Consider the following 25,891-nt stretch of genomic DNA (forward strand, 5'->3'; position numbering starts at 1 on the left):
CGTGACCGGGATCGATGACGTCGCGCGGGCCGCCGGCGTCTCGACCGCAACGGTTTCCCGTGCCCTGCGCGGATTGTCCGGGGTCTCCACGGCCACCCGCGAACGCGTGCTGGCGACCGCCGACTCGCTGGGCTACGTGCCGTCGTCGTCGGCGGCCCACCTGGCCTCGGGCCGCACGAGGGCCATGGGCGTGCTGCTGCCGGTGATCGACCGGTGGTACTTCGCGTCCGCGCTGGAAGGCGTGGACCGGGTGTTGCGGGCGGCCGGCTACGACCTGGTCGTGTTCAGTCTGGGCGGCACCGGCACCAACCGCGAACGGGTGTTCCACCGGTCCATGCTGCGCAAGCGGATCGACGCGCTGTTGGTGATGTGCATGGAGCTGACCGCGGACGAACTGGCAGCACTGCAGGCGCTGGAGTATCCGAACGTGATCGTCGGCGGGCAGGTGGACGGTTTGCGCAGCGTGAGCGTGGATGACACCGCCGCGGCCGCCGAGGCGGTCGAGCATCTCATCGGGCTCGGGCACACGCGGATCGCGCACCTGCAGGGCGGCGGCGCCTACGGGATCGACTTCGACGTACCGCGCCGCCGCGAGCTGGCCTTCCGGGACACGATGGCCCGGCACGGGCTGCGGGTACGGCCGGAATGGCTGGCGATGGGCGACTTCCGGTTCGCCGGCGGCAGGGCTGCCGCCGGCGCGCTCCTCGACACGCCCGGGGAACGGCCGACGGCGATCTTCGCCTCCGCGGACGAGATGGCCTTCGGCGCCCTGAGGGCCGCGCAGGAGCGCGGGCTGCGGGTGCCCGAGGACGTCTCCGTGGTGGGCATCGACGACCACGAGTTCGCCGAGCCGATGGGGCTGACGACCGTCCGGCAGCGGCCGGACCAACAGGGGGCATACGCGGCCCGGCTGCTGCTGGCCGAACTGCAGGGGAAGGCGCGGCTGGACGTGCCGCGGGTCCAGCCCCACGAACTGGTGGTCCGGGCCTCGACCGCCCCGCCGTCGTCGTGATTGCCGGTTGGCGCGCTCCGGGCCGGCGGTCAGCGGTCAGGAAGCGCGGGCCAGTTGGCGGATCTTGATCCAGCGGCCGGCGAGGCGGCGGTAGGCGGCGGCGGCTCCGGTCATGTCACCGTCGGCCAGCGATTCGATGCCGGCGTGCACGTCCGAGGGCGATTCGTCCGGGTAGACCAGCTCGGCCACACGGCCGTAATCCAGCTCCACGATGCCGTCCGCGGTGAAGGTTTCCAGCCACTCGGTCAGCTCGGTCAGTTCTTCCAGCAGGTCCAAACCCGGGGCGGCCAGGGCCAGGGAAGCCGCCGCGTAACGGGCCCGGTCGATGCACTGCGGGACCGGGGCAGCCAGGCGGACCGTCTGCAGCGTGTGGTCGCTCTCCACCTTTTCGGTGTGGTCGTCCTCGCGGAACAGCACGAACCAGCCGAACGGGATGCCCCAGGTGGAGCTGCGCGTGTGCAGCTTGGCCAGGGCGTCCACAAAGTTGTCCGGGTCCAGCCGGGACTGCTGGGCGTCCCTCGCCGCTTCGGGCACCAGCAGCCCCAGCAGCGGATCACGCAGGCTGCTGGAGAGCGATTCCGCGGCCAGGGTGCTGCGGACGGCCAGCTGGTTGGGGCAGTACCGCGGCGTGGTGATGCCCTCGGGCGTCGGATAGTGGAGGACCCGGATCAAGTCGTCGCTGGAGTGCGGAAACGGGTCCGACACGGTGCGGGTGATCCGGCGCAGCGAGTCACCGCGGTCCAGGTCCTCCGTGACGTCCCTGCCGCGGCCGCGCTGGCTCATGATGAGCAGCTGCTGGTCGTCGTCGAACACATCCAGTGGTTCGAAGACCCGCAGGTAGGAGACGTACGGGAACTTCATCTCAGTCCAGCTCCGCGATGACCGGCGCGTGGTCCGAGGCGCCCTTGCCCTTGCGCTCTTCGCGGTCGATCATCGCCCCGGTGACGCGGGAGGCCAGCGCGGGGGAGCCGAGGATGAAGTCGATGCGCATGCCTTCCTTCTTGGGGAAGCGCAGCTGCGTGTAGTCCCAGTAGGTGTAGACGCCCGGCCCGGGGGTGTGCGGGCGGACGACGTCGACGAATCCGGCCTCTTCGAACGCGCGGAAGGCCGCGCGCTCGGGTTCGGTCACGTGGGTGGCGTTCTGCGCGCGGAACCAATCGATGTCCCAGACGTCGTCGTCGGTGGGAGCGATGTTCCAGTCGCCCATCAGTGCGACGGGGAGCGTCGGGTCCGCCTGGATCCAGCCGGCGGCCTCTTCCTTGAGGGCCTTGAGCCAGTTCAACTTGTAGGGCATGTGGGGATCGTCGACCGTGCGGCCGTTGGGGACATACAGGCTCCACACGCGTACGCCGTCGCAGGTCGCCCCGATGGCACGGGCCTCGGCGGCAGTGGTGGCCTCGGTCTTGCCGAAGTGCGGCTGCCCGTCGAACGTCCGTTCCACGTCATCCAGGCCCACCCGCGAGGCGATGGCCACGCCGTTCCATTGGTTCAGGCCAAAGTGCGCCACCTCGTAGCCGTTCTTCTCGAACAGGTCCCAGGGGAAGTTCTCATCCTTGGCCTTGGTCTCCTGGATGGCCAGCACATCCACGTCGGAGCGCTGCAGCCAGGACTCAACGCGGTCGGCGCGGGCACGGATCGAGTTCACATTCCAGGTAGCAATCTTCACAACAGCTACGTTACCCAACGGCGGCAGGCTGTGCTCGCCGCTCGGGCGGCTCGGGCCCGTCGTCGGCTCAGGCTGTGCTCGCCCCTCGGGCGGCTCGCCCCGCCGTCGGCTCCCTCACGGCCCCAAGGCTTCAGGGGTATGTTGGATAGATGTTTGCTGATAAGCCGCAGTCTTTAGCAGATCCACTCGAACGGCAGCGGCGGCAAGCCATGCTGTCATCCGAGCCGGCCATACAGAAGCTTGAGGAATGGCGGGACGCCTACGCGCGGACCCGCACCGAACCCGTCCCGCACTTTGATCCGGCGGATGCGGGCGTTGAGGCGCGGGTGCTCTTTCTGCTCGATAGCCCGGGCAGCCAGACGGTCACCGCTGAGGGGCCGGGATTCGTCTCGGTAGACAACCCCGACCAGGCGGCCGAGCGGTGCTGGAACGAACGCCAGGAAGCGGAGCTGCACGAGGGCGTTCTCCTCTGGAATACGGTGCCGTTTTTTTTGGACGGCGGCGAGCCGACTCCGGTCCAGACGATAGCCGGCGTCAAGGCCCTCAAGTCCGTCCTGGGGCTGCTGCCTCGGCTCCAAGCCGTCGTGCTGTGCGGGACCTTCACCAAGACCCAGTGGGCGAAACACATGGGTGCGTTCACCCGCCCGACCGTCATCAAGGCGCCCAGCCCCGGTGGCAGGGCGATGATCAGCCGGAAGAACCAGGATGAGTTCCGCAAGGCAGTGATGCGGGCGAAGAGCCTGGTCGGCTGACGGTTCCGCCGCCCGGGCGGTGGCAGATCCTCAGGCGGGCTGTGCTTCACCTGGCCAGATGGCGGTCAGCGGGAGGCCGGCCGGCCGCGCCTCGCCTGGCCGAGTGACGGTTCAGCCTAGCCCTGCCACCACTTGTCGAGGATGGACACCGGGGTGGTCCGCTTGTGCCGGGTCATCAGGTAGCGCTGCTCGATCTTTTCGGCGACCTCGTCGGGAATGGTGCGGCCCTCGAGGTAGTCGTCGATGTGGTCGTAGCTGATCCCCAGTTCGTCCTCGTCGGTGCGGCCGGGCGTGGTGTCCAACAGGTCTGCCGTCGGCACCTTGTGTGCCACCTGGTCGCTGGCACCAAGGTGCACCAACAGTTGCCGGTTCTGCCGCTTGTTGAGTCCGAACAGGGGCAGCACGTCGGCGGCGCCGTCGCCGAACTTGGTGAAGAAGCCGGTCACCGACTCGGCGCCGTGGTCTGTGCCCAGCACCAGGTAGTTGTGCTGGCCGGCCAGCGCGTACTGGGCCATCATCCGTGCCCGGGCCTTGATGTTGCCCTTGTTGAAGTCGGTGATCTCTTCGCCGGTCGTCGTCGTGAATTCGGACTCGAAGCCGTCCACGGCCGACTTGATGTTGAACGTCCACGAGGTTTTCGGCCGGATGAAATCCATGGCTGCCTGCGCGTCTGCTTCATCGTGCTGGACCCCGTACGGGAGGCGCACGGCCACGAAGGTGGCTTCGACGCCTTCTGCCTCGAGTTCGTCGACCGCCAGCTGGGCCAGCTTGCCGGCAAGGCTGGAGTCGACGCCGCCGCTGATGCCCAGCACAAAGCCTTTGCTGCCGGTGGTCTTGAGGTACTCCTTGAGGAATCCGACGCGCCGTGCGACTTCCTGTGACGGGTCGATGGAGGGCTGGACACCCATTTCGTCAATGATCGTGGCCTGGAGTTCGCGCATGGCCACAGCCTACTAAAGGTCCTGGCCAGCTGCAGGAGTTCGGCGGGCAGGTCCGCACGGCTCAGCCCAGGGGCCCCGGTTGTCCTTGTTTTGGGCGGCCGTTCGGCATCGCCGCAGGTCAGGGCCGCATCGGTTTCCAGAACGTGGACAATTCCTGCAGAACTTGGACAGCCCAGCGTGTTCGGGCAGGCAGGAAGCACTTTCGCTCCCACGTCTTGGATGGATCTCCGGCATCGCCGCAGGTCAGGGGCTTAAGACCTCCCGAAACGTGGGAAGTTAGGCCCATACGTGGGAGCGTACCTGGGAGCGAACGGGTCCGCCACGGTGCCCCGCCCCGCCGCCCCCTACTGCTTGAACGCGGCGTCAAAGGAAGCCTGCGGCGGATCGAAGTCGAACCCCTTGAGGAACCGGAGGGCTTCCGGCGCCCCCTGCAGCCGGTCCATCCCGGCGTCTTCCCACTCCACCGAGATCGGCCCGTCGTAGCCGATCGCCGCCAGCGCCCGGAAGCTGGCCTCCCAGGGCACGTCGCCGCGCCCGGTGGAGACGAAGTCCCAGCCGCGCCGCGGGTCGCCCCACGGCAAATGCGATCCCAGCCGCGTGTTGCGCCCGGTGATCCGCAGCTTCGTGTCCTTGCAGTCCACGTGGTAGATCCGGTCCTTGAAGTCCCAGATCAACGAGACCGGGTCGATGTCCTGCCACATCATGTGGCTGGGGTCCCAGTTGATGCCGAACGCCTCGCGGCGCCCCAAAGCCTCCAGCGCCCGCACGGTCGACCAGTAGTCGTAGGCGATTTCGGAGGGGTGGATCTCGTGCGCGAACCGGACCCCGCACTCGTCGAACACGTCCAGGATCGGGCTCCACCGGTCGGCGAAGTCCCGGTAGCCGCCCTCGATCACGTCCGCGGGCACCGGCGGAAACATCGCCACGTACTGCCAGATCGAAGACCCGGTGAATCCCACCACCGTCTTCACGCCGAGCCGCTGCGCCAGCCGCGCCGTGTGCTTCATCTCCTCGGCCGCCCGCGCCCGCACGCCCTCCGGCTCGCCGTCGCCCCACACGCGCTCGCCGACGATTGCCTGATGCCGGAAGTCGATCGGGTCGTCGCACACCGCCTGGCCCTTCAGGTGGTTGGAGATCGCCCATACCCGCAGGCCGTTGCGCTCCAGGATGCCGAGCCGGTCGGCGATGTAGTCGTCGTCGTCCCAGCGCCACGCATCGAGGTGGTCGCCGGACACCGCGATCTCCAGGCCGTCGTAGCCCCAGCCCGCGGCCAGTTCGGCCACCTTCTCCAGGGGCAGGTCCGCCCACTGGCCGGTGAACAGCGTGAAATTACGGGCCATCGGTTGCTCCTGCATAGTCGGCGCGGGTGTCGGTTTCGGCAAGTACGACGGCGGTGCCCGCCTGCCCGGCGCTGCGCACCATCGCGTCCAGCACCTTCTGCACGGCCAGGCCGTCCTCGAAGCTTGGGCTCGGTGCCCGGCCGGTTGCCACCGCGGCCAGGAAATCGGCGGCCTGGCTGGTGAACGTGTGGTCCCAGCCGAGCACGTGGCCCGGCGGCCACCAGGCCTGCACGTACGGGTGCGCCTCCTCGGTGACCAGGATCCTCGCCGCGCCCGCGAGCCCCGGCGGGGCCCCGGCGTCGTAATAGGAGAGCTCGTTGAGCCGCTCCAGGTCGAAGCCCAGGTGCCCGGCGGACCCGTAGACCTCGATCCGCAGCGCGTTCTTGCGGCCCGCGGCCATCCGGCTGACCTCCAGGCTGGCCACGGCGCCGGAATCGAGCCGCAGGGTCGCCCACGCGGCGTCGTCCACCGTCACCGGTTCGGGGCCGCCCGGGCCCTGCCGGGTTTCGACGAACGTGTTGAGCGTGGCGGAGACCGACGTGACCCGCGCACCGAGCAGGAAATGGATCTGGTCCACCGCGTGCGAAGCCAGGTCGCCGAGCGCCCCGGAGCCGGCGGTCTCGCGTCGGAGCCGCCAGGTCATCGGGGCGGTGTCGTCGGCCAGCCAGTCCTGAAGGTAGGCGACCCGCACCTGCCGCACGGCGCCGATCCTGCCTTCGGCGATCAATCGGCGCGCCAGGGCCAGCGCCGGCACCCGCCGGTAGTTGAAGCCGACCATCGACTGGACGCCGGCCTCCCCGGCGGCGCGGGCCGCGGCGGCCATGCGCTCGGCTTCGGCCACCGAGTTGGCCAGCGGCTTCTCCACCAGCACGTGCTTGCCCGCCTGAAGCGCGGCGACGGCCAGGTCGGCATGCAGGTGGCCGGGGGTGCAGATGTCCACGATCTGCACATCGTCGCGCTCGAGGACGGCCTGCCAGTCCGTAGAGCCCTCCGCCCAGCCGTACCGGGCCGCGTCCCTTGCCACGCCGTCGGCATTCCGGCCGACCAGCACCCGCCGGGCCACCGCGGGCCCGCCGGGATAGAAGGCGGACACGTTGCGCCAGGCATTGGAGTGGGCCTTGCCCATGAAGGCATGTCCCAGCACCGCCACGCCCAGCGGCGGCGACTCCGGATTGGCGGTCATCGTCTTCTCCTTCGTGCTCGTCGGTCGGTGGTGCGGCGGGATGGGCTGCCCTCCCGGGCCCGGGCTGCACCTCGAGGCGGGAACGGGCTAGAGGCTGCGCAGGAATGCCAGCCCGTCCTCTGCCAGTTGATCCTGGTTCGGCGCCAGCGGCCGCCAGATCGATGCGGCCGTCGCGATGGCCGCGTTCTCCGCGGTGAAACTCTCGATGTTCAACGGGCCGGCGTAGCCCACCTCGTCCAACGCCTTGACCAGCGCCGGCCAGTCGGTCTGGTCGCCGCCCGGCGCGCCGCGGTCGTTGCCGCACACCTGCAGGTGGACCAGGTGTTCGCCGGCCGCACGGATGGCGGCGGCGCTGGAGCGTTCTTCGATGTTCAGGTGGTAGCTGTCCAGCGCCAGCCCCACCCCGTGGCCGAGCAGCGGTCCCAGCGCGTCGAGCGCTTGTTCCACGGTGTTGACCAGCGAGGTCTCGTACCGGTTGAGCGGCTCGATTCCCAGTACGACGCCGGCCGCCTCGGCTTGGGCGGCCAGCGGCGCCAGGTTCTCCCGGAGCTGGCGGTACGCTTCGGCGCGGTCTGCGGCGTCGATCCGCCACACCCGCCCCGTGCTGGAGTAGAACGGACCGCACACCGTCGGCGCGCCGACGTCGTGCGCCAGGTCGATGCAGGCCGCCAGATAGTCCTGGGTTGCCTGCACCGACCCGGCGTCGGCCAGGACCAATTCGCGGCCGGGTGCCATGGCGCCCACGATGTAGGGCAACAGGTGCGTGGCCGCGAGGGCGTCCCGGGCGGTGCCGGCGGTGAAGTCGCCGACGTTCTCCAGCGGCAGTTCGACGCCGTCAAAGCCCATGCCTGCGATCTTCTCCAGCAGCCCGGGCAGCTGGGCGTCGCGCAGCGGCGACTGCCACACCCAGGTGTTGACGCCGATCGGCCGGTCCATTGATCCTTCTCCTTTGTCTGCCGCTGCTGGTGGGGACATCGTCCGGTCCGCGCTGCTGGTGGCAGCTCGCTCGTCCGGTTGCCGCCGGACGCCGCGCCGCGGTCCCGCCCGGCTGACCGCCGGACCCCGGACCGGCGGTCACCTTTCCCCGCCGGAGTTGGCGGGCCGGCCGGGCACCCTCCCCGGGCCCGGCCGGCCCGCACGTTCTACGGAATCTGACGTTCCTGCCAGACCTCCGGATAGCCGGGCAGGTCTTCCCCGCCGAACTTCGCGTAGTGGCCGTCCGGCATGCCGTCGTTGCGTTTCAGCCAGTCGTCCAGCTCGTCGGCAGGGATCGGAACCTGAGGCAGCACCCACTCGGCCGGGATTTCCTCGCCGGCGAAGATCTTCTGCACGGCCAGCAGCGGCGTGCGCCACTGGAAGTTGGAGTAGACCGGAGCCAACGCGTCGATGCCCGTGTCCTTCCATTTGCGCAGGAAGCTCAGCTCGTCTTCGCCGGTCATGACCGGCAGGTCCTTGCCGGCGTCCTCGAACGCTTCGATCGCGGCGACCGCGCCGTCCCCGGCGTCCATCCAGACACCCTGGACATCGCCGGTGGCGAGCTCGTCGGAGATGATCTTCTTGATCTCGGTCGGGTCGGCGCCGGTGAAGTAGTCGGTGGCTTCGATGCCGTTCTCCTTGAAGATCTTCTCCGCCGCCGCCCAGCGCTGTTCCAGCACATCCACGCCGGGCAGGATGCGCAGCGCCACCACCTTGTCGCCTTCCTGCAGCCGTTCGGAGAGGAAGTTGGCGGTGTCGATGCCCCAGGCGAAACCGCCGATCGGGTGGATGAACGTGGTGGCGCAGTCGGTCTCCACGCCGCGGTCGAACACCACCACGGGCTTGCCCGTGTCGCAGGCCCGCTCCACCGCAGGCGTCAGCGCCGCAGTGGCGTTCGGCGAGATGACAAACGCGTCGCATTCGCCTTCGCTGATGAAGTAGTCGATGTCGGCAATTTGCGTGTTCGAGTCGTCCTGCGCGTCGCGGGTCTCCATTTCGGAAATAACCCCCTCGTCCTGCAGCACCTTCAACTGCTGGTTCATGGTGATCCAGCCAGTCTGCCGCCACGGGTTGGAGATCGACGCGTTGGCGAAGCAGACCTTTTTGGCGCCCTCGGAGGCGAACTTCTTGGTGTCCGTCATCTTCCCGTCGATGTACTGAAGCCACGGCTGCTCCGGGTCGCCCTCGAATTCGGCGGTCCGCTGTTCGAACTGCTCGTCGTAGACGGCCTGGTCGAACCATTCCGTGGAGGCCTCCGCAGTTTCCGCCGGTGACGGGCTGGCCGCGCCGCCGGGGCCGCCGGTCTCCTCGGTGATCGACGGATCGGTGGTACAGCCGGTCATGGCCACTAACGACGCGGCCGCTGTGAGCGCGACCGCGGTACTTAGACGTTTCCTCGTCATGTCAGTTCCCTCCCTTGTCGGTGCCCTCAGCGGGCTCTGGTGCCGCGATGATGTGTTGTTCGGACTGCGCGGCCGCAGAGCCCCCGCGCCGCTTGCGCTGCCACGACTTTGCGGCGGCAGCAACAGCGACGATGATGATGGCGCCCTGCACGGTGTCCCGCCAGGTGGATGCCACGCCCAGGAAATTCAGCAGCGTGAACAGCAACTCCAGGGCGAACGCTCCCGCCGCGGCAGAGAGTACCCAGCCGCGGCCGCCGCCGAGCACCACCCCACCCAGTACGACGGCGGTGATCGCCGTGAACTCGTAGCCTTGGCCCACCGACGGGTGGACCCCGGCATACCCGACCAGCAGGATCCCCGAGACGGTGGCGGCCAGCGACGACAGCATGAAGGCCCGCGTGCGCACCCACCAGACCCGGGCGCCGGTCAGGGCTGCGGCCACGTCGTTGTCGCCGACGGCGACCAGCGTGCGCCCGTAGGGCCGGCGCATCATCCAGACGGCGGGCACGGCGACGGCAGCCAGGATGATGACCGGGTAGGGGATGACCTCCAGCACCGGCACGTTGTCGATGCCGCCGCGGCCTATCTGCCGGAAGCTGTCCGCCGGGTTGCCCTGGGCGGCGCCGCCGGTCCAGTTGAGCACCAGGCCCAGCAGCGCCAGCATCATGCCCAAGGTGACAATGAAGCTGGGAACCTTGAGCAGGGTGGTGATCAGCCCGTTGATGAGCCCGATGACCGCCCCGACGACGAACATCAGCGCCAGCACGGGGATGACCTTGGCGTCGTCCTGGCCGATCAGGTTGCCGGCCACGATCACCTGCATGGTCACTACCGATCCCATGGACAGGTCGAACTCGCCGGAAACGATCACGAAGTACTGCCCGATGGCGGCGATCGCAATCGGGGCGGTCCGGCCTATGAAGCGAATGAAGGACCCGGGCTCGCCGAACGACGGGTTCAGGACGATGATGGCCACCAGCAGCGCGGCCAGGAGCACGAAGATGCCGCCGCCGGGAGTCCGCAGGCTGCGCAGGAAGCGCTGGCCGCGTCCGGCCCGGTTCTGCTGCAGCACCCTGCCGCCGGCCTCCGAATCCAGAACTGTGCTCATGCCTGCACCTCCTGCTGTTGTCCGCCGTGCCCGTAGCGCGGCGGCCGGGCGACGATGGTGCGGCGGGCATAGACGGCGACGGCGACCACGATCACCACGCCGCGGACCACGTCCTTCAGGAACGGGTTGACCTGGAGCACGGACATGATGTTGTCCAGCATCGCGAAGATCAGGACGCCGCCCAGGGTGCCGGTGACGGATCCCTTGCCGCCGGCCAGCAGCGTCCCGCCCAGGACGACGGCGGCGATCGAGAGCAGGTCGTAGCCGCCCTGCGAGCCCACGGTGGGGCTGCCGACGCCAAGCCGGCTGGCCAGCAGCAGCCCGGCCATGCCGGAGAGGGTGGAGCAGATGACGTGGGCGGTGATCACGGCGCCCGGGACGCGGATGCCGGACATCCGTGCCACGTTGCTGTCGCCGCCGACGGCATAGATGTGGTGCCCCATGCGGGTGCGGTGCAGCATCAGCAGCACGAGGGCGGCGCAGGCGAGCATGATGAGCGTGGAAATCGGCACCGGCCCTATCCCGGTGGCGCCGATCAGCCGGAAGGAGAACGGGGTCTGGCCGAAACTGCCCTTGTAGTTGGTGCCCAGGTAGCCGCTGATCACCAGGCCCATGCCGAGCGTGGCGATGAACCCGTGCACCTTGAGGCCGGCAACAATCAGTCCGTTGACCAGACCGATGACGGCGGAGACACCCAGTGCCAGCAGCACGGCGGCCGGCACGTTTTCGCTCCGGTTGGCCATCACCCCGGCCGCTATCAGGCTGGCCAGGCTGGTCACGTAGGGCACCGAGAGGTCCAGGCTGCCGACCAGGATCACCAGCGTCTGGCCGATGGCGATGAAGCCCAGCACGCTCGTACCGGTCAGGATGGCGGAGATGTTGCCCGGGCTGAAGAAGTTCCGGCCGGCGGTGGCCACCAGGATGCTGCCGGCGATCAGGGTCAGCAGGGCCACCAGGTACACGATCTGGGTGGAGGTCAGCCGCGCGAAGAATCCGCCGCCCGCCCGTGCCCGCCGGGTGGGGACCGTGGTTTGCGTGGTCGTCATGGTGTCCCTCCCGCGGTGCCGCGGTCCTCTGCCAAATGTGACCCGCCGCCGTGCCCCGCGTCCCCACTGCGCCCCGCGTCACCAACGCGCCCCGCGTCCCCGAGGCGGGCATCGCCGTCGTGCCCTGTGTCCCCAACGCGCCCCGCGTCCGCGAGGCGGGCGCCGTCGTCGTGCCCCTCGTCCCCAAGGTGGGCACCGCCGTCGTGCCCCGCCACCGCGAGGTGATCGCCTCCGTCGTAGTCCGGAGCCGGCGGCGTGCCGTCGGAGGCCGTCCCCGGTACGCGCGCGCCGGTGGCCAGCCGCAGGATTTCCTCCTCGGTGGCGCCGGCCGGCAGTTCGCCGGCGATCTGCCCGTCGCGCATCACCAGGATCCGGTCGGACATCCCGATCACCTCGGGCAGTTCGCTGGAAACCATCAGGACGCCCTTCCCCTCGGCCGCCAGCTGGCGCATCAGCCGGTACACGGCGACCTTGGCCCCGACGTCGATGCCCCGGGTCGGTTCGTCCAGCAGCACCACGCCCGGGGACACCGCCAGCCACTTGGCCAGCACGATTTTTTGCTGGTTCCCGCCGGAGAGGTACTGCACCTCCTGGTCCAGGTCCCGTGCGACGACTTCCAGCGCGCTGAACGAGCCGGCGACGGCGCGGCGTACGGTCGCGGTGCGCTTGGGGAACACGGCGCGGACCACGCCCAGCGCATTGTCCAGCAGGGACTGGTTCAGGCTCAGGCCCTGCGCCTTGCGGTCCTCGGTGATCAGCGCGATGCCGTGCCGCACCGCCTGGCGGGGAGAATGCGGACGGACCGGACGGCCCGCCAGCTGCATGCTGCCGCGGTTGAACGGCGCGGCGCCGAAGATCGCCTGCAACAGTTCGGTGCGGCCGGACCCCTGCAGGCCGGCGACGCCGACGATCTCGCCGGGCATCAGGCGCATGCTGATGCCGTCCAGCTGGTCGTTGCCGGCGTCGGCCAGTTCGAGCAGCGGGGCATTGCGGTCGGTGCTCTGTGCCGCGGGCGCGGGCGGGAGCTTGTCCGGGAAGTACGCGGAGATGGGGCGGCCGACCATCATCCGGACCAGCGAGGCGTCATCGAGTTCGGCGGCCGGTTTGGTACCCACGACCCGCCCGTCTTTGAGCACGGTGATGGTTTGGCAGAGGTCGAAGACCTCGCGCAGCCGGTGCGAGACGTAGAGGATGCCGGTGCCGCGTTCGGCCAGTCTCCCCACGATCCCGTACAACAGGGACACTTCCGGCCCGGACAACGCGGCGGTCGGCTCGTCCATGGAGATGATCCGGGCCTCGTAGCTGACGGCCTTGGCGATCTCGACGATCTGCTGCTCGGCCACGGAGAGCGATCGGACCAGCGCCGAGGGCCGGATGGAGCCGATGCCCAGCGACTCCAGCAGTTCCGCGGTGGCGGCGTTCATCTTGGCCCGGTTGACCAGCAGGCCCTTGCGGGGCTCGCGGCCCAGGTAGATGTTCTCCGCCACCGTGCGGTCCGGCAGCAGGTTGAATTCCTGAAAGACGGTGGACAGCCCGGCTTCGTGTGCCTGGGTGGGATGGCTGAACTGGACGCTTTCGCCGTCCAGGAGCACAGTTCCCGAGTCCCGCTGGTACACGCCCGCCAGGATCTTCATCAGCGTCGACTTTCCTGCGCCGTTCTCCCCGACGACGCCGTGGACCTCGCCGGCGTGCAGCGTCAGTGACGCGTCCTGCAGCACGGGATTGCCGAAGAAGCTCTTGGTCAGGCCGCGGACCTCGAGAACGGGTTTCCCCCGTCCGGCGCCGCTGTCGGCCACAGTGTTGCTCGTCTGCTCCACCCACTCACTGTGGCACGCGTCACATAGTTTTGTCGAGGGTCAGGCAAAAGTTGTTTGACCATGAATTGTTAGCTTCGGTAGAGACAAACAGAAGTGGTGCGTGCTGTACTGAAAGCGTGTTGAAGTCCGATGTCGCCCCGCCGCAGCGCCTGGCCGCCCAGCCGGCTGCCGGAGCAAGCGAGGTATTCCAACTGCTGCGCGACGGCCAGCCGCGCACCCGGGCGGAGCTGGCGCAGTTGACCGGCTTGGCGCGGTCCACGGTGACCGCCCGGGTGGATTCGTTGATGCGGCTGGGGCTGATTGCCCCCATTGGGGGAGCGACCTCGACCGGCGGAAGGCCGCCGTCGTTGTTTGCGCTCAACCCGGCCGCCCGCCTGGTGGTCGGCGCAGACCTCGGCGCCACGCACGCCCGGGTCGTCGTGGCCGACCTCTCCGGCGATGTCCTGGCCGAGGAGCGCGCCGAGCTGAGCATCGCCAGCGGCCCGGACATCGTGCTGGGTTGGCTGACCGACGCCGTGGCGCGGCTGCTGAAGGACGCGGGGCGGGGCGCGGCGGACCTGGGCGCATTCGGCATCGGGCTGCCCGGACCGGTCGAACATGACACGGGGCGGCCGATCAATCCGCCGATCATGCCCGGCTGGGACCGGGTGGACGTCCCGGCGCTGGTGCAGCAGCATTTCGACGTGCCGGTGCTGGTGGACAACGACGTCAACATCATGGCGCTGGGCGAGCAGGCCATGGCCTGGCCCGACACCGCCGACCTGATGCTGATCAAGGTGGCCACGGGGATCGGGGCCGGCATCATTTCCTCGGGGCAGCTGCAGCGCGGCGCCCAGGGTACCGCCGGGGACTTGGGGCATGTGCGGGTGCCCCGTGGCGACGACGTGGTGTGCCGGTGCGGGAACACCGGCTGCCTGGAAGCGCTCGCCGGCGGGCCCGCCCTCGCGGCCGTGCTTGCGGCCGGGGGAAAGAAGGCCGAAAGCAGCCAGGACGTGATCGAACTGGTCCGCTCCGGCGACCCGCAGGCGATCCAGGCGGTGCGCCAGGCCGGTCGGGACATCGGCGACGTGCTGGCCACCTGCGTGAACCTGATTAACCCGTCGGTCATCGTGATCGGCGGGCGGCTGGCGCAGGCGGGCGAGCACCTGTTGGCCGGGATCCGGGAAGTGGTCTACCGGCGCTCGCTGCCGCTGGCGACCGAGCATCTGCGGATCGCCCCGTCCGTAGCCGGGCAGCGCGCCGGCGTGCTGGGAGCAGTGGCGCTGGCGATCGGGCACGTGCTCTCGCCAGAAGCGATCGAAGCGGCCGCGTCGGCCTAAATACGAAGTTATCGCTTCGTAATGGAGTGGGCGTCCCTTCGGTATGCTTCCGCGGCTAGCGTGGGACAAACGTACTTCGGGAGAGGCAGGGCGTCATGCGCAGATTGGCCACGCTCGCGGCTGGCGTCGTCCTGCTGGCGCTCGCCGGTTGCGCCGGGGCGACGTCCGGGATCGGCGCGCTGGAGGCGCCGGCCGGCCCGGACGACAAGCTAGTGGGCGGAGCCGAGGTCCTGCGCGTGGCACCAGGCAGCGTCCGGTCCTTGGCGGAAACGAGCGACTTCGCCTTCTATGCCGCAGTCCCGGACAACCCGGCCGACCACGGCGTGTGCGTGATCATCGTGGAGGTGGGAGCCTCCGGGGCATCCAGCGGTTGCGGCGGTACTGGGCGCGAGCCGGTCGAACTCGGCACGTCCGGGGTGTGGGCCAAGCTGGTCCAGGATCACTACGACGCGGGCAAGGACCTGGCCGAGGGCTGGGAGCAGCTGCACCCGAACCTGCTGGTCCGCGGGCTCTGACTGGCACAGGGCGGTCCGGCGGCGTCCGGCGGCGCCTGACGGTGTCGGATCTGGGGGTCGGCGGCGTCCCGCGGCGTTCGGTTTGAGGGCTCCGGTGGGGCCGCGAGGCCTGTCATGGATTCCCGGTGCGGCGGGGGCAACCCCATAGACTAAGAGCCATGACCCAGACTCCCGTGGCCGATCCAGCGGCCGACCGCGCCCGCCTGCTCGAACTGATCAAGGAACTGGCCGTGGTGCGCGGCAGGGTCACCCTCTCCAGCGGCGCCGAAGCCGACTACTACATCGACCTGCGCCGGGTCACCCTGCACCATGAGGCGTCCCGGCTGGTCGGCAGTGTCATGCTGGCCATGCTCGACGAGGCCGGCATCGAATTCCAGGCAGCAGGCGGCCTGACCATGGGGGCCGATCCGGTGGGGACGGCGCTGATGCACGCGGCCGGAGACGACGGACGAGCCGTCGACGCGTTTGTGGTGCGCAAGGCGCAGAAGTCCTACGGCATGGGCCGCCAGGTGGAGGGTCCCGAGGTGAAGGATCGCCCCGTCGTCGTGCTGGAGGATACTTCCACGACCGGCGGATCCGCGCTGACCGCGGTCGAAGGCGTGCGCCAGGCCGGCGGGCAGGTTCAGGCCGTGGCAGTCATTGTGGACCGCGACACCGGAGCGAAGGAACGCATCGAGGCCGAAGCCGGCGTGCCCTATTTGTTCGCTTTCAGCAAGGACGAACTGGAGCTGGACTAGCCGCCGGTGGCCGGCCAGCTCGAATGATGGATCTCCGCAGGAACCACGCCTTCCGCCAGCTGCGCCTGGCCAGCAACCTGCACCGGGTTTCGCGCCGCTCGTTCCTGATCGGTGCCGCCTTCGGGCTGGGCACCGCCGCCGACCTGGCGGCCACCAGGGCCATCCAGGAGATGCGCAACGAAGCGCAGATCCTCACGCTGGACGACGAACGCGCGGACCGGCGCTTCCCCCGCAGCAGCTGGGTGCTCTTCCCCGGGTACAAGACCAGCTGGGAAGAGGGGCTGTGGATTTTGAACTCGTTGCGCGACGGCCTGGTGGATCGTGGCCGGCTGGCGGTGGCGGGTTATTCGAACCGCGGCCTGGACCTGGCCGAATTGACCGAGGTGCTGCAGAAGCACATCCAGGACAACGACCTGCAGCGGCTCTACTTCTACGGGCACAGCTTCGGCGGCATGGTGGCCGTGGAAATGACCGCGCGGCTGCGCGCCAAGGGCTTCCCGGTGGAACTGATCCTGATGGATTCGTCGCCGTACAGCCGCTTTGACGTGCTGGACAAGACCATGTTCGAAGGCGTGGTCTTCCTCTACGAGGCCGGCTACCGGGTGCCCAGCTACTTGCGGGGCGGATACGAGCTGGGCGAGCGTATTGTGCACAAGGACGAGCGCACCTGGCGGCAGATCGTAGAGCAGACCATGGAGCAGCTGTCGCCGCTGGCCGTGTCCAGCACGCTGATCCAGTCGCAGTCCTCGTACATCTATCACTTCGACGCGTATCGCTTCCGCCACAGCATCGGCGACACCCGCATCGCCTGGATGGGCAACCCCGGGGACCAGACGGTCAACTACGCAACGGCCCGGCGCAGCTGGCTCGTGAACTATGAGGCGAACTTCCTCACCAACAACCTGGTCACCGAAGGCGCCCGGCCGGCCCACGCCAGCCCGCAGTGGAATTCAGCGATCTACGTGCCGATCGTCCAGCAGGTGGCGGACGAATTCTTCCCGCTGCCGGTGGTCGGCGGGCGCAAAACCTACTACTAGTAGGGGGACCGGCGGCTGGTTACTTCCGCTGCGGGCGACGGGAAGCGGAGCGGCCAGGCGCGCGAGTCGGAGTGGGGCCGCCGGCATCGAAAGGGAGCGGCAGACACGCCCAGCGAAGCGGCAGGCACGCGAAAGGGAGCGGGCCGCCCATGCAGCTCCGCTCCCTTTCGCTGTTTATCCCGTGCGCCGGCCAGACCATCGCGCCTGCCGGCCGCGCTCCGCCGCGCTACTTGGCGTGCGCCGGCGGCCATCGCGCCGGCCGTCGCCCTACTTGGCGGCGGCTTCCTGGGCGAGCTTCCGGCCAAACTCGATCAGCTTGTCCCGAGTGCTTTCTTCCTGGCCCAGGATCTGCTGAAGCAGCTCCACGACTTCGGTCTGGCCCTGGGCCTCCGCCGACGTGATCAACGTGGTGTAGCAGGCGACCTCATGATGTTCCGTGTCCAGCGCCCCGGCCACGATGACCATGTCCACCAGGCTGGGATCCACCTTATCCAAGGCGGCCTGCGCTTCCTCGGCCAAGCCCTTGCTCACCGGGGAGCGCTGCTCCTTGGCCTCCAAGCCCAGAACCTGGAAGCACTTTTCGATATACGTAATCTGTTCACGCGTCTCGTCCTGATGGTGGCTGAGCATGTCCTTCAGCTCTTGGCTCCGTGCAACCTTCTGGTTCTCTTCGAGCATCTTGAGCACGTCATGTTCCGATCGCAGCGCAACGCCCAGCTTGAAAGCGAAAAGTTCCTCGGGGGTGGTCAATTCAGCCATTGATACTCCTTTTCTTGAGGGTGGTTATCAGTATGCTTATCATCTTGGTTAATCGTGCACAACCCGCTGCAGCTCCGTCGGCGGGCTCCCGCCGCGGCCGTTCCGCACTGCGGTGCGCCGCCCCTCCAGGCCACGGTGCCTGAGGCTGCGGTCTGTCCCCTAGGCTTGTGGGGTGGAAGAAAAAGCAGGTGAAACCGGGGCCGGACCGAGGTTGACCGGTGGGGTTGGCGAACGGCCGGAAACCCCCGCGGCGACCCCGAACGGATCCGAAACCTCGGTGCGGGAGGCTGCCCAGAACGGATCCGAAACCTCGGTGCGGGAGGCTGCCCAGAACGGCTCCGAGACCGGTGCGCGGGAAGCTGCCCCGAACGGCTCCGTGGCCGACGTGCGGGAAGCTGCCCCGAACGGCTCCGAGGCGGACGGACCGGAGCCGGCCATCGGCGTCGGACCGTGGGAGGGGCCGTTGCCCGATGGCGACCATTGGGACCCGCAGCTGCTGGCCGACGGCGACCGGCGCAACGTGACCGACCAGTACCGCTACTGGAAGCACGAGGCGATCGTCGCGGACCTGGACACCCGCCGGCACAACTTCCACGTGGCCATCGAGAACTGGCAGCATGACCTCAACATCGGCTCGGTGGTGCGCTGCGCCAACGCCTTTCTGGCCAAGGAAGTGCACATCATCGGACGACGGCGGTGGAACCGGCGCGGCGCGATGGTCACCGACCGCTACCAGCACGTCCGGCACCATCCCACCGTGGAGGACTTCGTGGCGTGGGCGCAGGGCGAGGGCCTGCGGATCATCGGGATCGACAACTTCCCCGACTCGGTGCCGCTGGAGACCTACGACCTGCCGGAGAACGCCGTGCTGGTGTTCGGGCAGGAGGGGCCCGGGCTGACGCCGGAGGTGCACGCCGCAGCCGACGCCACGCTGTCCATCGCGCAGTTCGGCTCGACCCGGTCGATCAACGCCTCTGCCGCCGCGGCCATCGCGATGCACGCATGGATCCGGCGCCACGTTTTCGCCCAGCCGGTCTAGCGGCAAGGACCGCCTGTGCGGTGCGCCGTTGTCCCGCCGCTGTCCCGCCGCTGTCCCGCCGCGCCTAACTTCCCAGCTTTAGCTGTAACTTCCCACGTTTCGTTTGTCCACAGGCCCCTGACCTGCGGCGATGCTTCAGGCCCCGTCGAAACGTGGGAAGTTAGTGCGCGGGAAGGCGCCCATCATGGAAAGGCGCCCAACATGTCGATGGGTCCGGTCGACGGTCGGTCGGCGTCCACCAACTGTTTCAGGAGTGGCGCGGGAGCTGGAGCCAGCAGTCAGCCGATCAGGTCCAGCAACGCTCCGGCGCGGACCGTCCGGGCGCCGAGGGCTTCAACCCGCTCGCGCAGCCCGCGGTCGGAGCTGACCACGGTCACCGGCGCCTCCGGATCCGTGCCAAAGGCCTTCTCCACCTGGGCCACAATCTCGTCGTCGCCCGAATCCGCAGCATGCACCACTTCCAGCTCCACCCCTCGGCGGCGCGCTGCCGAGGCCTGGGCTGCTGTTTCGCCGTCCTGCGCCGTCGCCGGGAAGCTCGCCCGGGAGTCCGTGCCGACGCCGGCCCGTGCCCGGTTCGCCCCGCCGTCGTGCCCATCCGGGTTTGCCATGTCCACGTGGCGTGCCTGCCCGTCTGGGCTCCCCGCGAGTGCCGGGCTTGCCAGACCGGCGGGGGCGGCCTCCTTCGCGGCGCCTTCCAGGACGACGACGGTGCGCGGCCACACGGTGCCGGCGGGAACTTCCAGCAGGGCTGCGGGAAGCCCCGCCGCCAGGGTGGCGTGCAGCGATGCGAGCAGCCGGCGGGTGGCGCCGGGGCGGTCCTTCCACCAGCCGTCCGGCCGGGAGCCGACCACGTTAGCGGCGTCGACGACAAGCACCGGCGGGTGCTCCAGGAGCGTGCGGAGCCGCGGCCAGGCGTCGCCGAAGTGCGGATGCAGCGGCAACTGGTCCACTTCGTCCAGCGGGACCCAGGCCAGGGCCAAACTCTCGGCGTCGGTGATTTCCGGCTCGAACGGGCGAACAGTCCTGGCGGCGGCGGTTGTGTAGGACCAGAAGCCCAGGTCCAGGACGGTAGTGAACAGCGGCGCCAGCGCGTCGAGCGGGACGTCGGCTTCCTCGTTGGCCTCGCGCAGGGCGGCATCGACGGCCGGTTCGCCCTGATGCCTCGCCCCGCCGGGAATTCCCCAGGTGCCGCCGAAATGGCTCCACTGGGCGCGGTGCTGGAGCAGGATGCCGCGCTCGCGGTCCACCGCCAGCAGCCCGGCCGAGCCGAACCGGCCCCACATCCGGGTACCGTCCGGCCCCTCCACCCAAGCGTCGCCGGGATCGCGCGGACCGTGGAATGGCGGAGGGGTTTCAGTCATGATTCCAGCTTGCCACGGTCGGCGGGCGGGATCAGGTGGAAGCGAGCGACAGAGCCGTGACTCCGCCAGCAGACGGGGGGTAACCCGGCTTCACAGTTGTCGCGGCAACTGCTGCCCGGACACGAGTCGATAGGATGGGCTCAGAGGCAACGCCTTCGAATCCGTATCGCTAGCCAAGGAGTCAGCATGCCCGTTGCAACCCCTGAGATCTACGCCGACATGATCGACCGCGCCAAGGCAGGCGGCTTCGCCTACCCTGCGATCAACGTGACCTCCTCGCAGACCCTCAACGCTGCCCTGCAGGGTTTCGCGGACGCCGGGTCCGACGGCATCATCCAGGTGTCCACCGGCGGCGCCGCCTACTGGTCCGGTGCCGGGGTCAAGGACATGGTTGCCGGCTCGCTGGGCTTCGCCGCCTTCGCCCGCGAGGTGGCCAAGAAGTACCCGGTCAACGTGGCGCTGCACACCGACCACTGCCCGAAGGACAAGCTGGACGGCTTTGTGCTGCCGCTGCTGGCCGAGTCCGAGGCCGCCGTGAAGCGCGGCGAGGACCCCATCTTCCAGTCGCACATGTGGGACGGTTCGGCCGAGACGCTGGAGGAGAACCTGCGCATCGCCGAGGACCTGCTGGCCCGCACCGCCGCGGCCAAGATCATCCTGGAAGTGGAAATCGGCACCGTCGGCGGCGAGGAAGACGGCGTCGAAAACGAGATCAACGAAAAGCTCTACACCACGGTTGACGACGGCCTGAAGACCATCGAGGCACTCGGGGCGGGGGAGAAGGGCCGCTACATCACCGCCCTGACCTTCGGCAACGTGCACGGCGTGTACAAGCCGGGCGGCGTGAAGCTGCGCCCCGAACTGCTCAAGCAGATCCAGGCGGAGGTCGGTGCCAAGATCGGCAAGACCAACCCGTTTGACCTGGTATTCCACGGCGGCTCCGGCTCCTCCGAGCAGGAGATCGCCGACGCCGTTGCCTACGGCGTCATCAAGATGAACGTGGACACCGATACCCAGTACGCCTTCACCCGCCCGGTCGCCGGCCACATGTTCAGCAATTACGACGGCGTGCTGAAGGTGGACGGCGAGGTCGGCAACAAGAAGGCCTACGACCCGCGTGTCTGGGGTGCCGCCGCCGAGAAGTCGATGGCCGCCCGGGTCGTGGAGGCCGCCGAGCGCCTGGGCTCGGCCGGAAAGTCGGTGAAGTAATGACCGAGCCCTTCCGCACCAACTTGCTGGGCCCCGAGCCGACCTACCTGCCGGAGGAGACCGACGTCCTGGCCCGGTTGGAGGCCGGCGACGAAGCCTTGGACCTGGCCGCGAAGTTCCCCACCTCCTCCCTGGTCTGGGCGATCCTCGCCGACGAGGCGTACTCCGAGGGCCGGACCATCGACTCGTACGCCTACGCCCGCGTGGGCTACCACCGCGGCCTGGACGCCCTGCGGCGGGCGGGCTGGCGCGGAGCCGGCCCCATCCCCTGGGAGCATGAGCCCAACCGCGGTTTCCTGCGCGCGCTCTACGCCCTGGGCCGCGCCGCCGGAGCGATCGGCGAGGCGGAAGAAGTGGACCGGATCGGCAAGTTCCTGGCCGACTCCGACCCGAACGCCCGGGCGGCCATCGAAGGCGCCTGATCTGCAACAAATTCCTTGAAGGGAAACGGGAGCTCGCCGCACGGCAGCTCCCGTTTTCAGTGCCCGGGTGGTGGCTGTCCTGCCTACACCAGCCCGACGGGCACTTTCCTGCCGACCCGTTGTTGGGCATGATGCAGACAGGGAGCAGGCAGCGGCGGCACGGCCGCAGGATCCACGGAAGGAGCCGGAGCATGAGCGGATCGGAGACCATCGACGAGTACCTGGGGCGGCTCGGTTCCAACCAGCCGACGCCCGGCGCCGGAGCGGTCGGAGCGATCCACGCGGCGCAGGCGGCGGCGCTGATCGGCATGGTGACGCGGTTTACCGAGCGGAGCGCGGCGAAGAACAACGACGGCGGTGCCTCTGCAGGTGCGGCGCGCGACGACGGCGGTGCCTCCTCAGCCACGGACCGCAGCGGCCGCTCCACAGGCTCAGCCCGCAACGACGGCGGTGCCTCCGCCGGCTCCGGCGCGGATCCGGACCTGGAGGCCATACTGGCCGAGGCCGGCGACCTGACCCGGGCGGCGGTGCACGCGGCGGTGTCCGACGAGGAGAAATTCCGCAGGGTCGTTGACTGCTACAAGCTCCCCAACACAACAGACGACGAGCGCAGCCGTCGCAGCGCGGCCATCCGGGAGTCGCTCGTGGAGGCGACACTCCCGGCGAGGGCCCAACTGGACCTGGCCTCCGCCGTCGTGCGTCTGGGCACAGAGCTGGTGGGCGTGTGCAATCCCAACGTGCTGAGCGACATTGCCGTGGCCGCCGAAGCGGCGCGAGCCGCCGCGGCGACGGCGCGGATCACGGTCGAGGCCAACCTGACGTCCATCCGGGAGGAATCCATCCAGGAGTCGCTGCAGGACCACACGCGGAAGGCGGACGACGTGGTGCGCCGTGCCGAGGAGTTGTCAGCGTCGGTCCGGCGCCGCGTCCTGGACTGAACGAGCGCCATCGACAGGGCGCGGCCCCGGCTACGCCTCCTTCATGCTGGCGATTTGAAGGAGGTTGCCGCAGGTGTCGTCAAACACGGCCGTGACGACCGGTCCCATGTCGGCGGGCTCCTGCACGAACTGCACTCCCAGCGCTGACAGGCGCTCGTACTCGGCTTGCACGTCGTCCACCCCGAAGCTGTTGAAGGGGATGCCGTCGGCGACCAGAGCTTCCTTGAACGGCTTTACCGCCGGATGGCCGGACGGTTCCAGGAGCAGTTCCACGCCGTCCGGGGCCGAGGGTGAGACAACAGTCAGCCAACGGTCCTCGCCTACGGGCACATCGTTCTTTAGCTGGAACCCCAGCTTCTCGGTGTAGAACTCCAGGGCTTTCTGCTGGTCGTCAACAAAGACGCTGGTGGTGGTGATGATCATGGTGATTCCTTAGAAGACGGCGGGAGATGGGCTAGCCATTCCCTCGCAGGTGTGAGCGGGGCAGTATTCAGATGGTGGACGGTAGTGCGTCCACGATTGCTGGCGGTCACCAAGCCGGCCTCTCGCAGGATCGCGAGGTGCTTGGTGACAGCCTGACGGGTGATCGCGAGATGGTGGTTGTTGATCAGGCGCACGGTCAGCTCGAACAGCGTCTGGCCGTTGTGCGCGGCCAGTTCGTCCAGCAGAATCCGCCTAGTCGGATGACTTAGGGCCTGGAAAACCGTGTCCACCCGTCCATAATAGGCAACCTATAGGTTGCCAATCAAGGGTGGGGGGTTTCTTGGCGCTCGGCCGCGTGGTCTTTCGCCGCGGCAGCCGGGCAGGCATGATGCAGGTATGGGTGCGACCACGGCATTCACGGTCTCCGAGCAGGTCTTTGTGCCGCCGGCGCGGGCCTGGGCGCTGTTGACGGATTGGGCCGCGGCGCCTACATGGATGCCCGGCGTGAACGAGATGCACGCCGAGGGACCGCTGGCAGTCGGCCAATCCATCAGCTTCCGCTCCCAGGGGCACAACCGCAGCAGCACGGTGACCGAGCTCGACGTCGGCCGCAGCATCACCATCACCTCCTCGCAGGGGGACGTGCGGGCCGACTACCGCTATGAACTGGACGGAGAGGCCGGGGCGACCCGGCTGACGCTGACCGCCGACGTCGTGGTGAGCGAGGAGTTAGCCGCCATGGCAGAACAGATCCGGCGGGCGATCGCCGAGGCCGACTCCGGCCAACTGGCCGACTTCAAGCGATTTGCGGAAGCTGCGCCGTGATCCCGGTCGTGTCCTTCGCGGGAGCCACGTTGACTCCGGTCGTGTCTATGGCGGGAGCCGCGGGGTCCCGGTCGTGCGCTGCGATGAAGCTGCACCGCGATCCACCCCGGAGCGCTGCGGGGGAGCCGCGCGCCGCCCTTGCTGCCGCCCACCCGGCTTCCGGCTCAGTAGAATCGACTGCTGGGACCGCTTGAAAGGACTGCGTTGGCCAAGCTCTACTTCCGCTACGGGGCGATGAACTCCGGCAAATCCACCGGACTGCTCCAAGTAGCCTTCAACTACGAGGAGCGCGGGCAGCGCGTACTGCTGGCCAAGCCGCAGATGGACACCAAGGGGGACAGCAAGATCGTCTCCCGGCTGGGCATGGCCCGGGACGTGGACTTCCTGATCCGTCCGGGTGAATCCGTGCGCCAACACTTCGGCCGGGTGGCCGCGGGCGAGGACCCCGAAGCCCTCCTGGAACATGTGGATATGCAGCCGGTGGCGTGCCTGCTGGTGGACGAGGCCCAATTCCTGGAACCGGAACAGATCGACGACCTGTTCCGCATCGCGGTGATGGACAACGTGCCGGTGCTGGCCTACGGCATCCGCACCGACTTCCGCACCCAGGCCTTCCCGGGGGCCCGGAGGCTCCTGGAAATCTCGCACTCCCTCGAGGAGCTGAAGACCATATGCCGCTGCGGGCGCAAGGCAGTCTTCAACACTCGCCGCGTGGGCGGGGAGATTGTGTTCGACGGCGAGCAGGTCGCCATTGACGGCGAGGACGTCTGGTATGAATCGCTCTGCGGCACCTGCTACCTCGAGGCCTCCGGCGGCGCGCTCTAGCGTTTGACGGCGGCCGGCCGCAGTCCATGTGCAGACCCGGGCAGCGGAGGATCTCCGTGAGCGGGCACGTGTCGGCGCAGCCCCGGGTCACGTGCCGGCTGGAATACCCAGCCGTTCGGCCAGCCCGATCGCGTTGAACGGTGCGTGGACCTTGACGTCGTTGTCGAAGTACACGTAGGCATCCCGGCCCGCGCCGTCGGGGCAGCCCGAACCGTCCAGCCATCCGGTGACCATCGAGGCCAGCCGGTCCAGGTCTGCGTCCCGGTAGCCGCTGACGTAGAGTTCGTCCTTTCCGTGCAGCCGGACGTAGGCGAAGTCGGCCGTGATCTCGTCCAGCATCGGCCACTTTCCGGCGCTGTCGGCCAGCACCAGGGCCGTGTTGTGCCGGCGCAGCTGGTCGTAGAACTCCTCGTTGATGAACGTGGTGCTGCGGATCTCGAGGGCGTGGCGCAGCGGCCGGTCGGCGCCGTCGTCGGGGATCCAAGTCCTGTCCTTCATCAGTTCGGTGTGCCCGGCAGCCAAGGCGGCGGCCGCGTGCGTGCTGCGCGGCAGCTGGACCAAGAACTTCTCCATCACCTCGGCGTCGTAGTTGGCGCGTTCGGGCAGCTGCCACAGAAACGGTCCGAGCTTCTCGCCCAGGCCCAGCACCCCCGATGCGTAGAAATTCGCCAAGGCGTCCCGGACGTCCTTCAGGCCCTTCATGTGGGTGATGTACCGCCCGCCCTTGACCGCGAACACGAAGTCCGGAGGCGTCTCGGCGTGCCACTGCCGGAAGCTGGAGGGGCGCTGCAGCGAATAGAACGTGCCATTGATTTCGACTGAATTCAGGTGGCCGGAGGCATACTCCAGCTCGCGGCGCTGGGGCAGGCCCTTCGGGTAGAACGTGCCGCGCCAGCGCGGGTATCGCCAGCCGGAAATGCCGATCCGTGCCATCGGTTGAGAGGCGGCCATGTCCCGCACGCTACCCGGCCCCGGCGGTGCAGGCCAGAGCAGGCCGCGCTCCGAAGTCGTGCTGTGGGGCGTTGTGCATCCTTGAAGTGCTGCCGCAACCGGGCACGAGAGCCATGGCCGCATCGAGTGGCGAGAAGATGCAGCCAAACGCCCGGTTTCGCTGCATCTTCCCACCACTCGAATCTGGCGTCCCGGTTTCGACCCCGGCGCGACGCCGAGCGACGTCGGGGTCCCGGGGAGTCGGAGGGCTGCGGCCGCGTTCCAGGCGCGACCGGTCGAGCGACATCC

Annotated in this window: 27 protein-coding genes; 12 read left to right on the forward strand and 15 right to left on the reverse strand. The window is 68.7% G+C overall.

Going from position 1 to position 25,891, the window contains the following annotated elements:
- Position 1: 1 nt before the first annotated feature.
- A complete protein-coding gene (locus AC5RVV_RS13985) occupies positions 2-1,012 on the forward strand; it encodes a LacI family DNA-binding transcriptional regulator (RefSeq protein WP_494001999.1) in 1,011 nt (336 codons plus the stop codon).
- A 36-nt stretch (positions 1,013-1,048) separates the two neighbouring features.
- Here AC5RVV_RS13985 and AC5RVV_RS13990 read toward each other — a convergent pair whose 3' ends face one another.
- Both AC5RVV_RS13990 and AC5RVV_RS13995 read right to left on the reverse strand, forming a co-directional pair.
- Positions 1,049-1,873, reverse strand: coding sequence for a DUF8083 family protein (locus tag AC5RVV_RS13990; protein WP_494002000.1), 825 nt, complete (start codon positions 1,871-1,873; stop codon positions 1,049-1,051).
- A gap of 1 nt (position 1,874) precedes the next feature.
- Entirely contained in the window at positions 1,875-2,678 is an 804-nt protein-coding gene (locus AC5RVV_RS13995; RefSeq protein WP_494002001.1) for an exodeoxyribonuclease III, read from the reverse strand.
- A 209-nt stretch (positions 2,679-2,887) separates the two neighbouring features.
- Here AC5RVV_RS13995 and AC5RVV_RS14000 point away from each other — a divergent pair, with 209 nt between their 5' ends.
- Entirely contained in the window at positions 2,888-3,430 is a 543-nt protein-coding gene (locus tag AC5RVV_RS14000; RefSeq protein WP_494002002.1) for a uracil-DNA glycosylase family protein, read from the forward strand.
- 116 nt (positions 3,431-3,546) lie between these two features.
- Here AC5RVV_RS14000 and nadE read toward each other — a convergent pair whose 3' ends face one another.
- From nadE to AC5RVV_RS14040, 8 genes are all read right to left on the reverse strand, one after another.
- Positions 3,547-4,371 (reverse strand): NAD(+) synthase, encoded by an 825-nt coding sequence (gene nadE, locus AC5RVV_RS14005; RefSeq protein WP_494002003.1) that lies wholly within the window; start codon positions 4,369-4,371, stop codon positions 3,547-3,549.
- Positions 4,372-4,715: 344 nt separating this feature from the next.
- On the reverse strand, positions 4,716-5,711 hold the full coding sequence (locus AC5RVV_RS14010) for a sugar phosphate isomerase/epimerase family protein (RefSeq protein WP_494002004.1): 996 nt from the start codon (positions 5,709-5,711) through the stop codon (positions 4,716-4,718).
- Positions 5,701-6,894: a Gfo/Idh/MocA family protein gene (locus AC5RVV_RS14015; RefSeq protein ID WP_494002005.1), complete on the reverse strand. Its 1,194-nt coding sequence runs from the start codon at positions 6,892-6,894 to the stop codon at positions 5,701-5,703. Before AC5RVV_RS14015 ends, AC5RVV_RS14010 begins: the two co-directional genes overlap by 11 nt.
- Before the next feature lie 87 nt (positions 6,895-6,981).
- Positions 6,982-7,830 (reverse strand): sugar phosphate isomerase/epimerase family protein, encoded by an 849-nt coding sequence (locus AC5RVV_RS14020; protein ID WP_494002006.1) that lies wholly within the window; start codon positions 7,828-7,830, stop codon positions 6,982-6,984.
- 206 nt (positions 7,831-8,036) lie between these two features.
- Complete coding sequence (locus AC5RVV_RS14025; RefSeq protein ID WP_494002007.1) at positions 8,037-9,212, reverse strand: substrate-binding domain-containing protein; 1,176 nt, start codon at positions 9,210-9,212, stop codon at positions 8,037-8,039.
- A gap of 61 nt (positions 9,213-9,273) precedes the next feature.
- Complete coding sequence (locus tag AC5RVV_RS14030) at positions 9,274-10,380, reverse strand: ABC transporter permease (RefSeq protein WP_494002008.1); 1,107 nt, start codon at positions 10,378-10,380, stop codon at positions 9,274-9,276.
- Complete coding sequence (locus tag AC5RVV_RS14035; protein ID WP_494002009.1) at positions 10,377-11,426, reverse strand: ABC transporter permease; 1,050 nt, start codon at positions 11,424-11,426, stop codon at positions 10,377-10,379. The genes AC5RVV_RS14030 and AC5RVV_RS14035 overlap by 4 nt, the downstream gene beginning before the upstream one ends.
- The gene (locus AC5RVV_RS14040) at positions 11,423-13,243 is read right to left on the reverse strand and encodes a sugar ABC transporter ATP-binding protein (RefSeq protein WP_494002010.1); all 1,821 of its coding nucleotides are present in this window, start codon (positions 13,241-13,243) and stop codon (positions 11,423-11,425) included. Before AC5RVV_RS14040 ends, AC5RVV_RS14035 begins: the two co-directional genes overlap by 4 nt.
- A gap of 116 nt (positions 13,244-13,359) precedes the next feature.
- Between AC5RVV_RS14040 and AC5RVV_RS14045 the strand changes: the two genes are divergently transcribed.
- From AC5RVV_RS14045 to AC5RVV_RS14060, 4 genes are all read left to right on the forward strand, one after another.
- Entirely contained in the window at positions 13,360-14,562 is a 1,203-nt protein-coding gene (locus AC5RVV_RS14045) for an ROK family transcriptional regulator (protein WP_494002011.1), read from the forward strand.
- Positions 14,563-14,657: 95 nt separating this feature from the next.
- Positions 14,658-15,077: a hypothetical protein gene (locus tag AC5RVV_RS14050; RefSeq protein ID WP_494002012.1), complete on the forward strand. Its 420-nt coding sequence runs from the start codon at positions 14,658-14,660 to the stop codon at positions 15,075-15,077.
- 158 nt (positions 15,078-15,235) lie between these two features.
- Positions 15,236-15,814, forward strand: a complete 579-nt coding sequence (gene pyrE, locus AC5RVV_RS14055) for an orotate phosphoribosyltransferase (RefSeq protein ID WP_494002013.1) — start codon at positions 15,236-15,238, stop codon at positions 15,812-15,814.
- Between the two features lie 26 nt (positions 15,815-15,840).
- Positions 15,841-16,851 carry a thioesterase domain-containing protein gene (locus tag AC5RVV_RS14060; protein ID WP_494002014.1) on the forward strand — a complete coding sequence of 337 codons (1,011 nt, stop codon included), beginning with the start codon at positions 15,841-15,843 and terminating at the stop codon, positions 16,849-16,851.
- 267 nt (positions 16,852-17,118) lie between these two features.
- Here the strand turns inward: AC5RVV_RS14060 and AC5RVV_RS14065 are convergent, their stop codons facing one another.
- The gene (locus AC5RVV_RS14065; RefSeq protein WP_494002015.1) at positions 17,119-17,610 is read right to left on the reverse strand and encodes a YciE/YciF ferroxidase family protein; all 492 of its coding nucleotides are present in this window, start codon (positions 17,608-17,610) and stop codon (positions 17,119-17,121) included.
- Positions 17,611-17,986: 376 nt separating this feature from the next.
- On the opposite strand from AC5RVV_RS14065, the gene AC5RVV_RS14070 reads away from it, so the two are divergent.
- On the forward strand, positions 17,987-18,649 hold the full coding sequence (locus AC5RVV_RS14070) for a TrmH family RNA methyltransferase (protein WP_494002341.1): 663 nt from the start codon (positions 17,987-17,989) through the stop codon (positions 18,647-18,649).
- 278 nt (positions 18,650-18,927) lie between these two features.
- On the opposite strand, the gene AC5RVV_RS14075 is transcribed toward AC5RVV_RS14070, so the two are convergent.
- Positions 18,928-20,010 carry an NUDIX domain-containing protein gene (locus tag AC5RVV_RS14075; RefSeq protein WP_494002016.1) on the reverse strand — a complete coding sequence of 361 codons (1,083 nt, stop codon included), beginning with the start codon at positions 20,008-20,010 and terminating at the stop codon, positions 18,928-18,930.
- A gap of 186 nt (positions 20,011-20,196) precedes the next feature.
- Between AC5RVV_RS14075 and fbaA the strand changes: the two genes are divergently transcribed.
- The 3 genes from fbaA to AC5RVV_RS14090 all read left to right on the forward strand — a co-directional run bounded on the left by fbaA (position 20,197) and on the right by AC5RVV_RS14090 (position 22,579).
- Positions 20,197-21,219: a class II fructose-bisphosphate aldolase gene (gene fbaA, locus AC5RVV_RS14080; RefSeq protein WP_493977221.1), complete on the forward strand. Its 1,023-nt coding sequence runs from the start codon at positions 20,197-20,199 to the stop codon at positions 21,217-21,219.
- Positions 21,219-21,641 (forward strand): DUF3151 domain-containing protein, encoded by a 423-nt coding sequence (locus AC5RVV_RS14085; RefSeq protein WP_494002017.1) that lies wholly within the window; start codon positions 21,219-21,221, stop codon positions 21,639-21,641. The genes fbaA and AC5RVV_RS14085 overlap by 1 nt, the downstream gene beginning before the upstream one ends.
- 191 nt (positions 21,642-21,832) lie before the next feature.
- The gene (locus tag AC5RVV_RS14090; protein WP_494002018.1) at positions 21,833-22,579 is read left to right on the forward strand and encodes a cyclodeaminase/cyclohydrolase family protein; all 747 of its coding nucleotides are present in this window, start codon (positions 21,833-21,835) and stop codon (positions 22,577-22,579) included.
- Between the two features lie 30 nt (positions 22,580-22,609).
- On the opposite strand, the gene AC5RVV_RS14095 is transcribed toward AC5RVV_RS14090, so the two are convergent.
- Positions 22,610-23,002, reverse strand: coding sequence for a VOC family protein (locus tag AC5RVV_RS14095; RefSeq protein ID WP_494002019.1), 393 nt, complete (start codon positions 23,000-23,002; stop codon positions 22,610-22,612).
- On the reverse strand, positions 22,999-23,292 hold the full coding sequence (locus AC5RVV_RS14100) for an ArsR/SmtB family transcription factor (protein ID WP_494002020.1): 294 nt from the start codon (positions 23,290-23,292) through the stop codon (positions 22,999-23,001). The genes AC5RVV_RS14095 and AC5RVV_RS14100 overlap by 4 nt, the downstream gene beginning before the upstream one ends.
- 106 nt (positions 23,293-23,398) lie before the next feature.
- Here AC5RVV_RS14100 and AC5RVV_RS14105 point away from each other — a divergent pair, with 106 nt between their 5' ends.
- Both AC5RVV_RS14105 and AC5RVV_RS14110 read left to right on the forward strand, forming a co-directional pair.
- Positions 23,399-23,827 carry an SRPBCC family protein gene (locus AC5RVV_RS14105; RefSeq protein WP_494002021.1) on the forward strand — a complete coding sequence of 143 codons (429 nt, stop codon included), beginning with the start codon at positions 23,399-23,401 and terminating at the stop codon, positions 23,825-23,827.
- A gap of 204 nt (positions 23,828-24,031) precedes the next feature.
- Positions 24,032-24,652: a thymidine kinase gene (locus tag AC5RVV_RS14110; RefSeq protein WP_494002022.1), complete on the forward strand. Its 621-nt coding sequence runs from the start codon at positions 24,032-24,034 to the stop codon at positions 24,650-24,652.
- Positions 24,653-24,739: 87 nt separating this feature from the next.
- On the opposite strand, the gene AC5RVV_RS14115 is transcribed toward AC5RVV_RS14110, so the two are convergent.
- Positions 24,740-25,603, reverse strand: coding sequence for a DUF72 domain-containing protein (locus AC5RVV_RS14115; protein ID WP_494002023.1), 864 nt, complete (start codon positions 25,601-25,603; stop codon positions 24,740-24,742).
- Positions 25,604-25,891: the final 288 nt, after the last annotated feature.

The organism is Arthrobacter sp. MDT2-34-1, assembly GCF_059091365.1.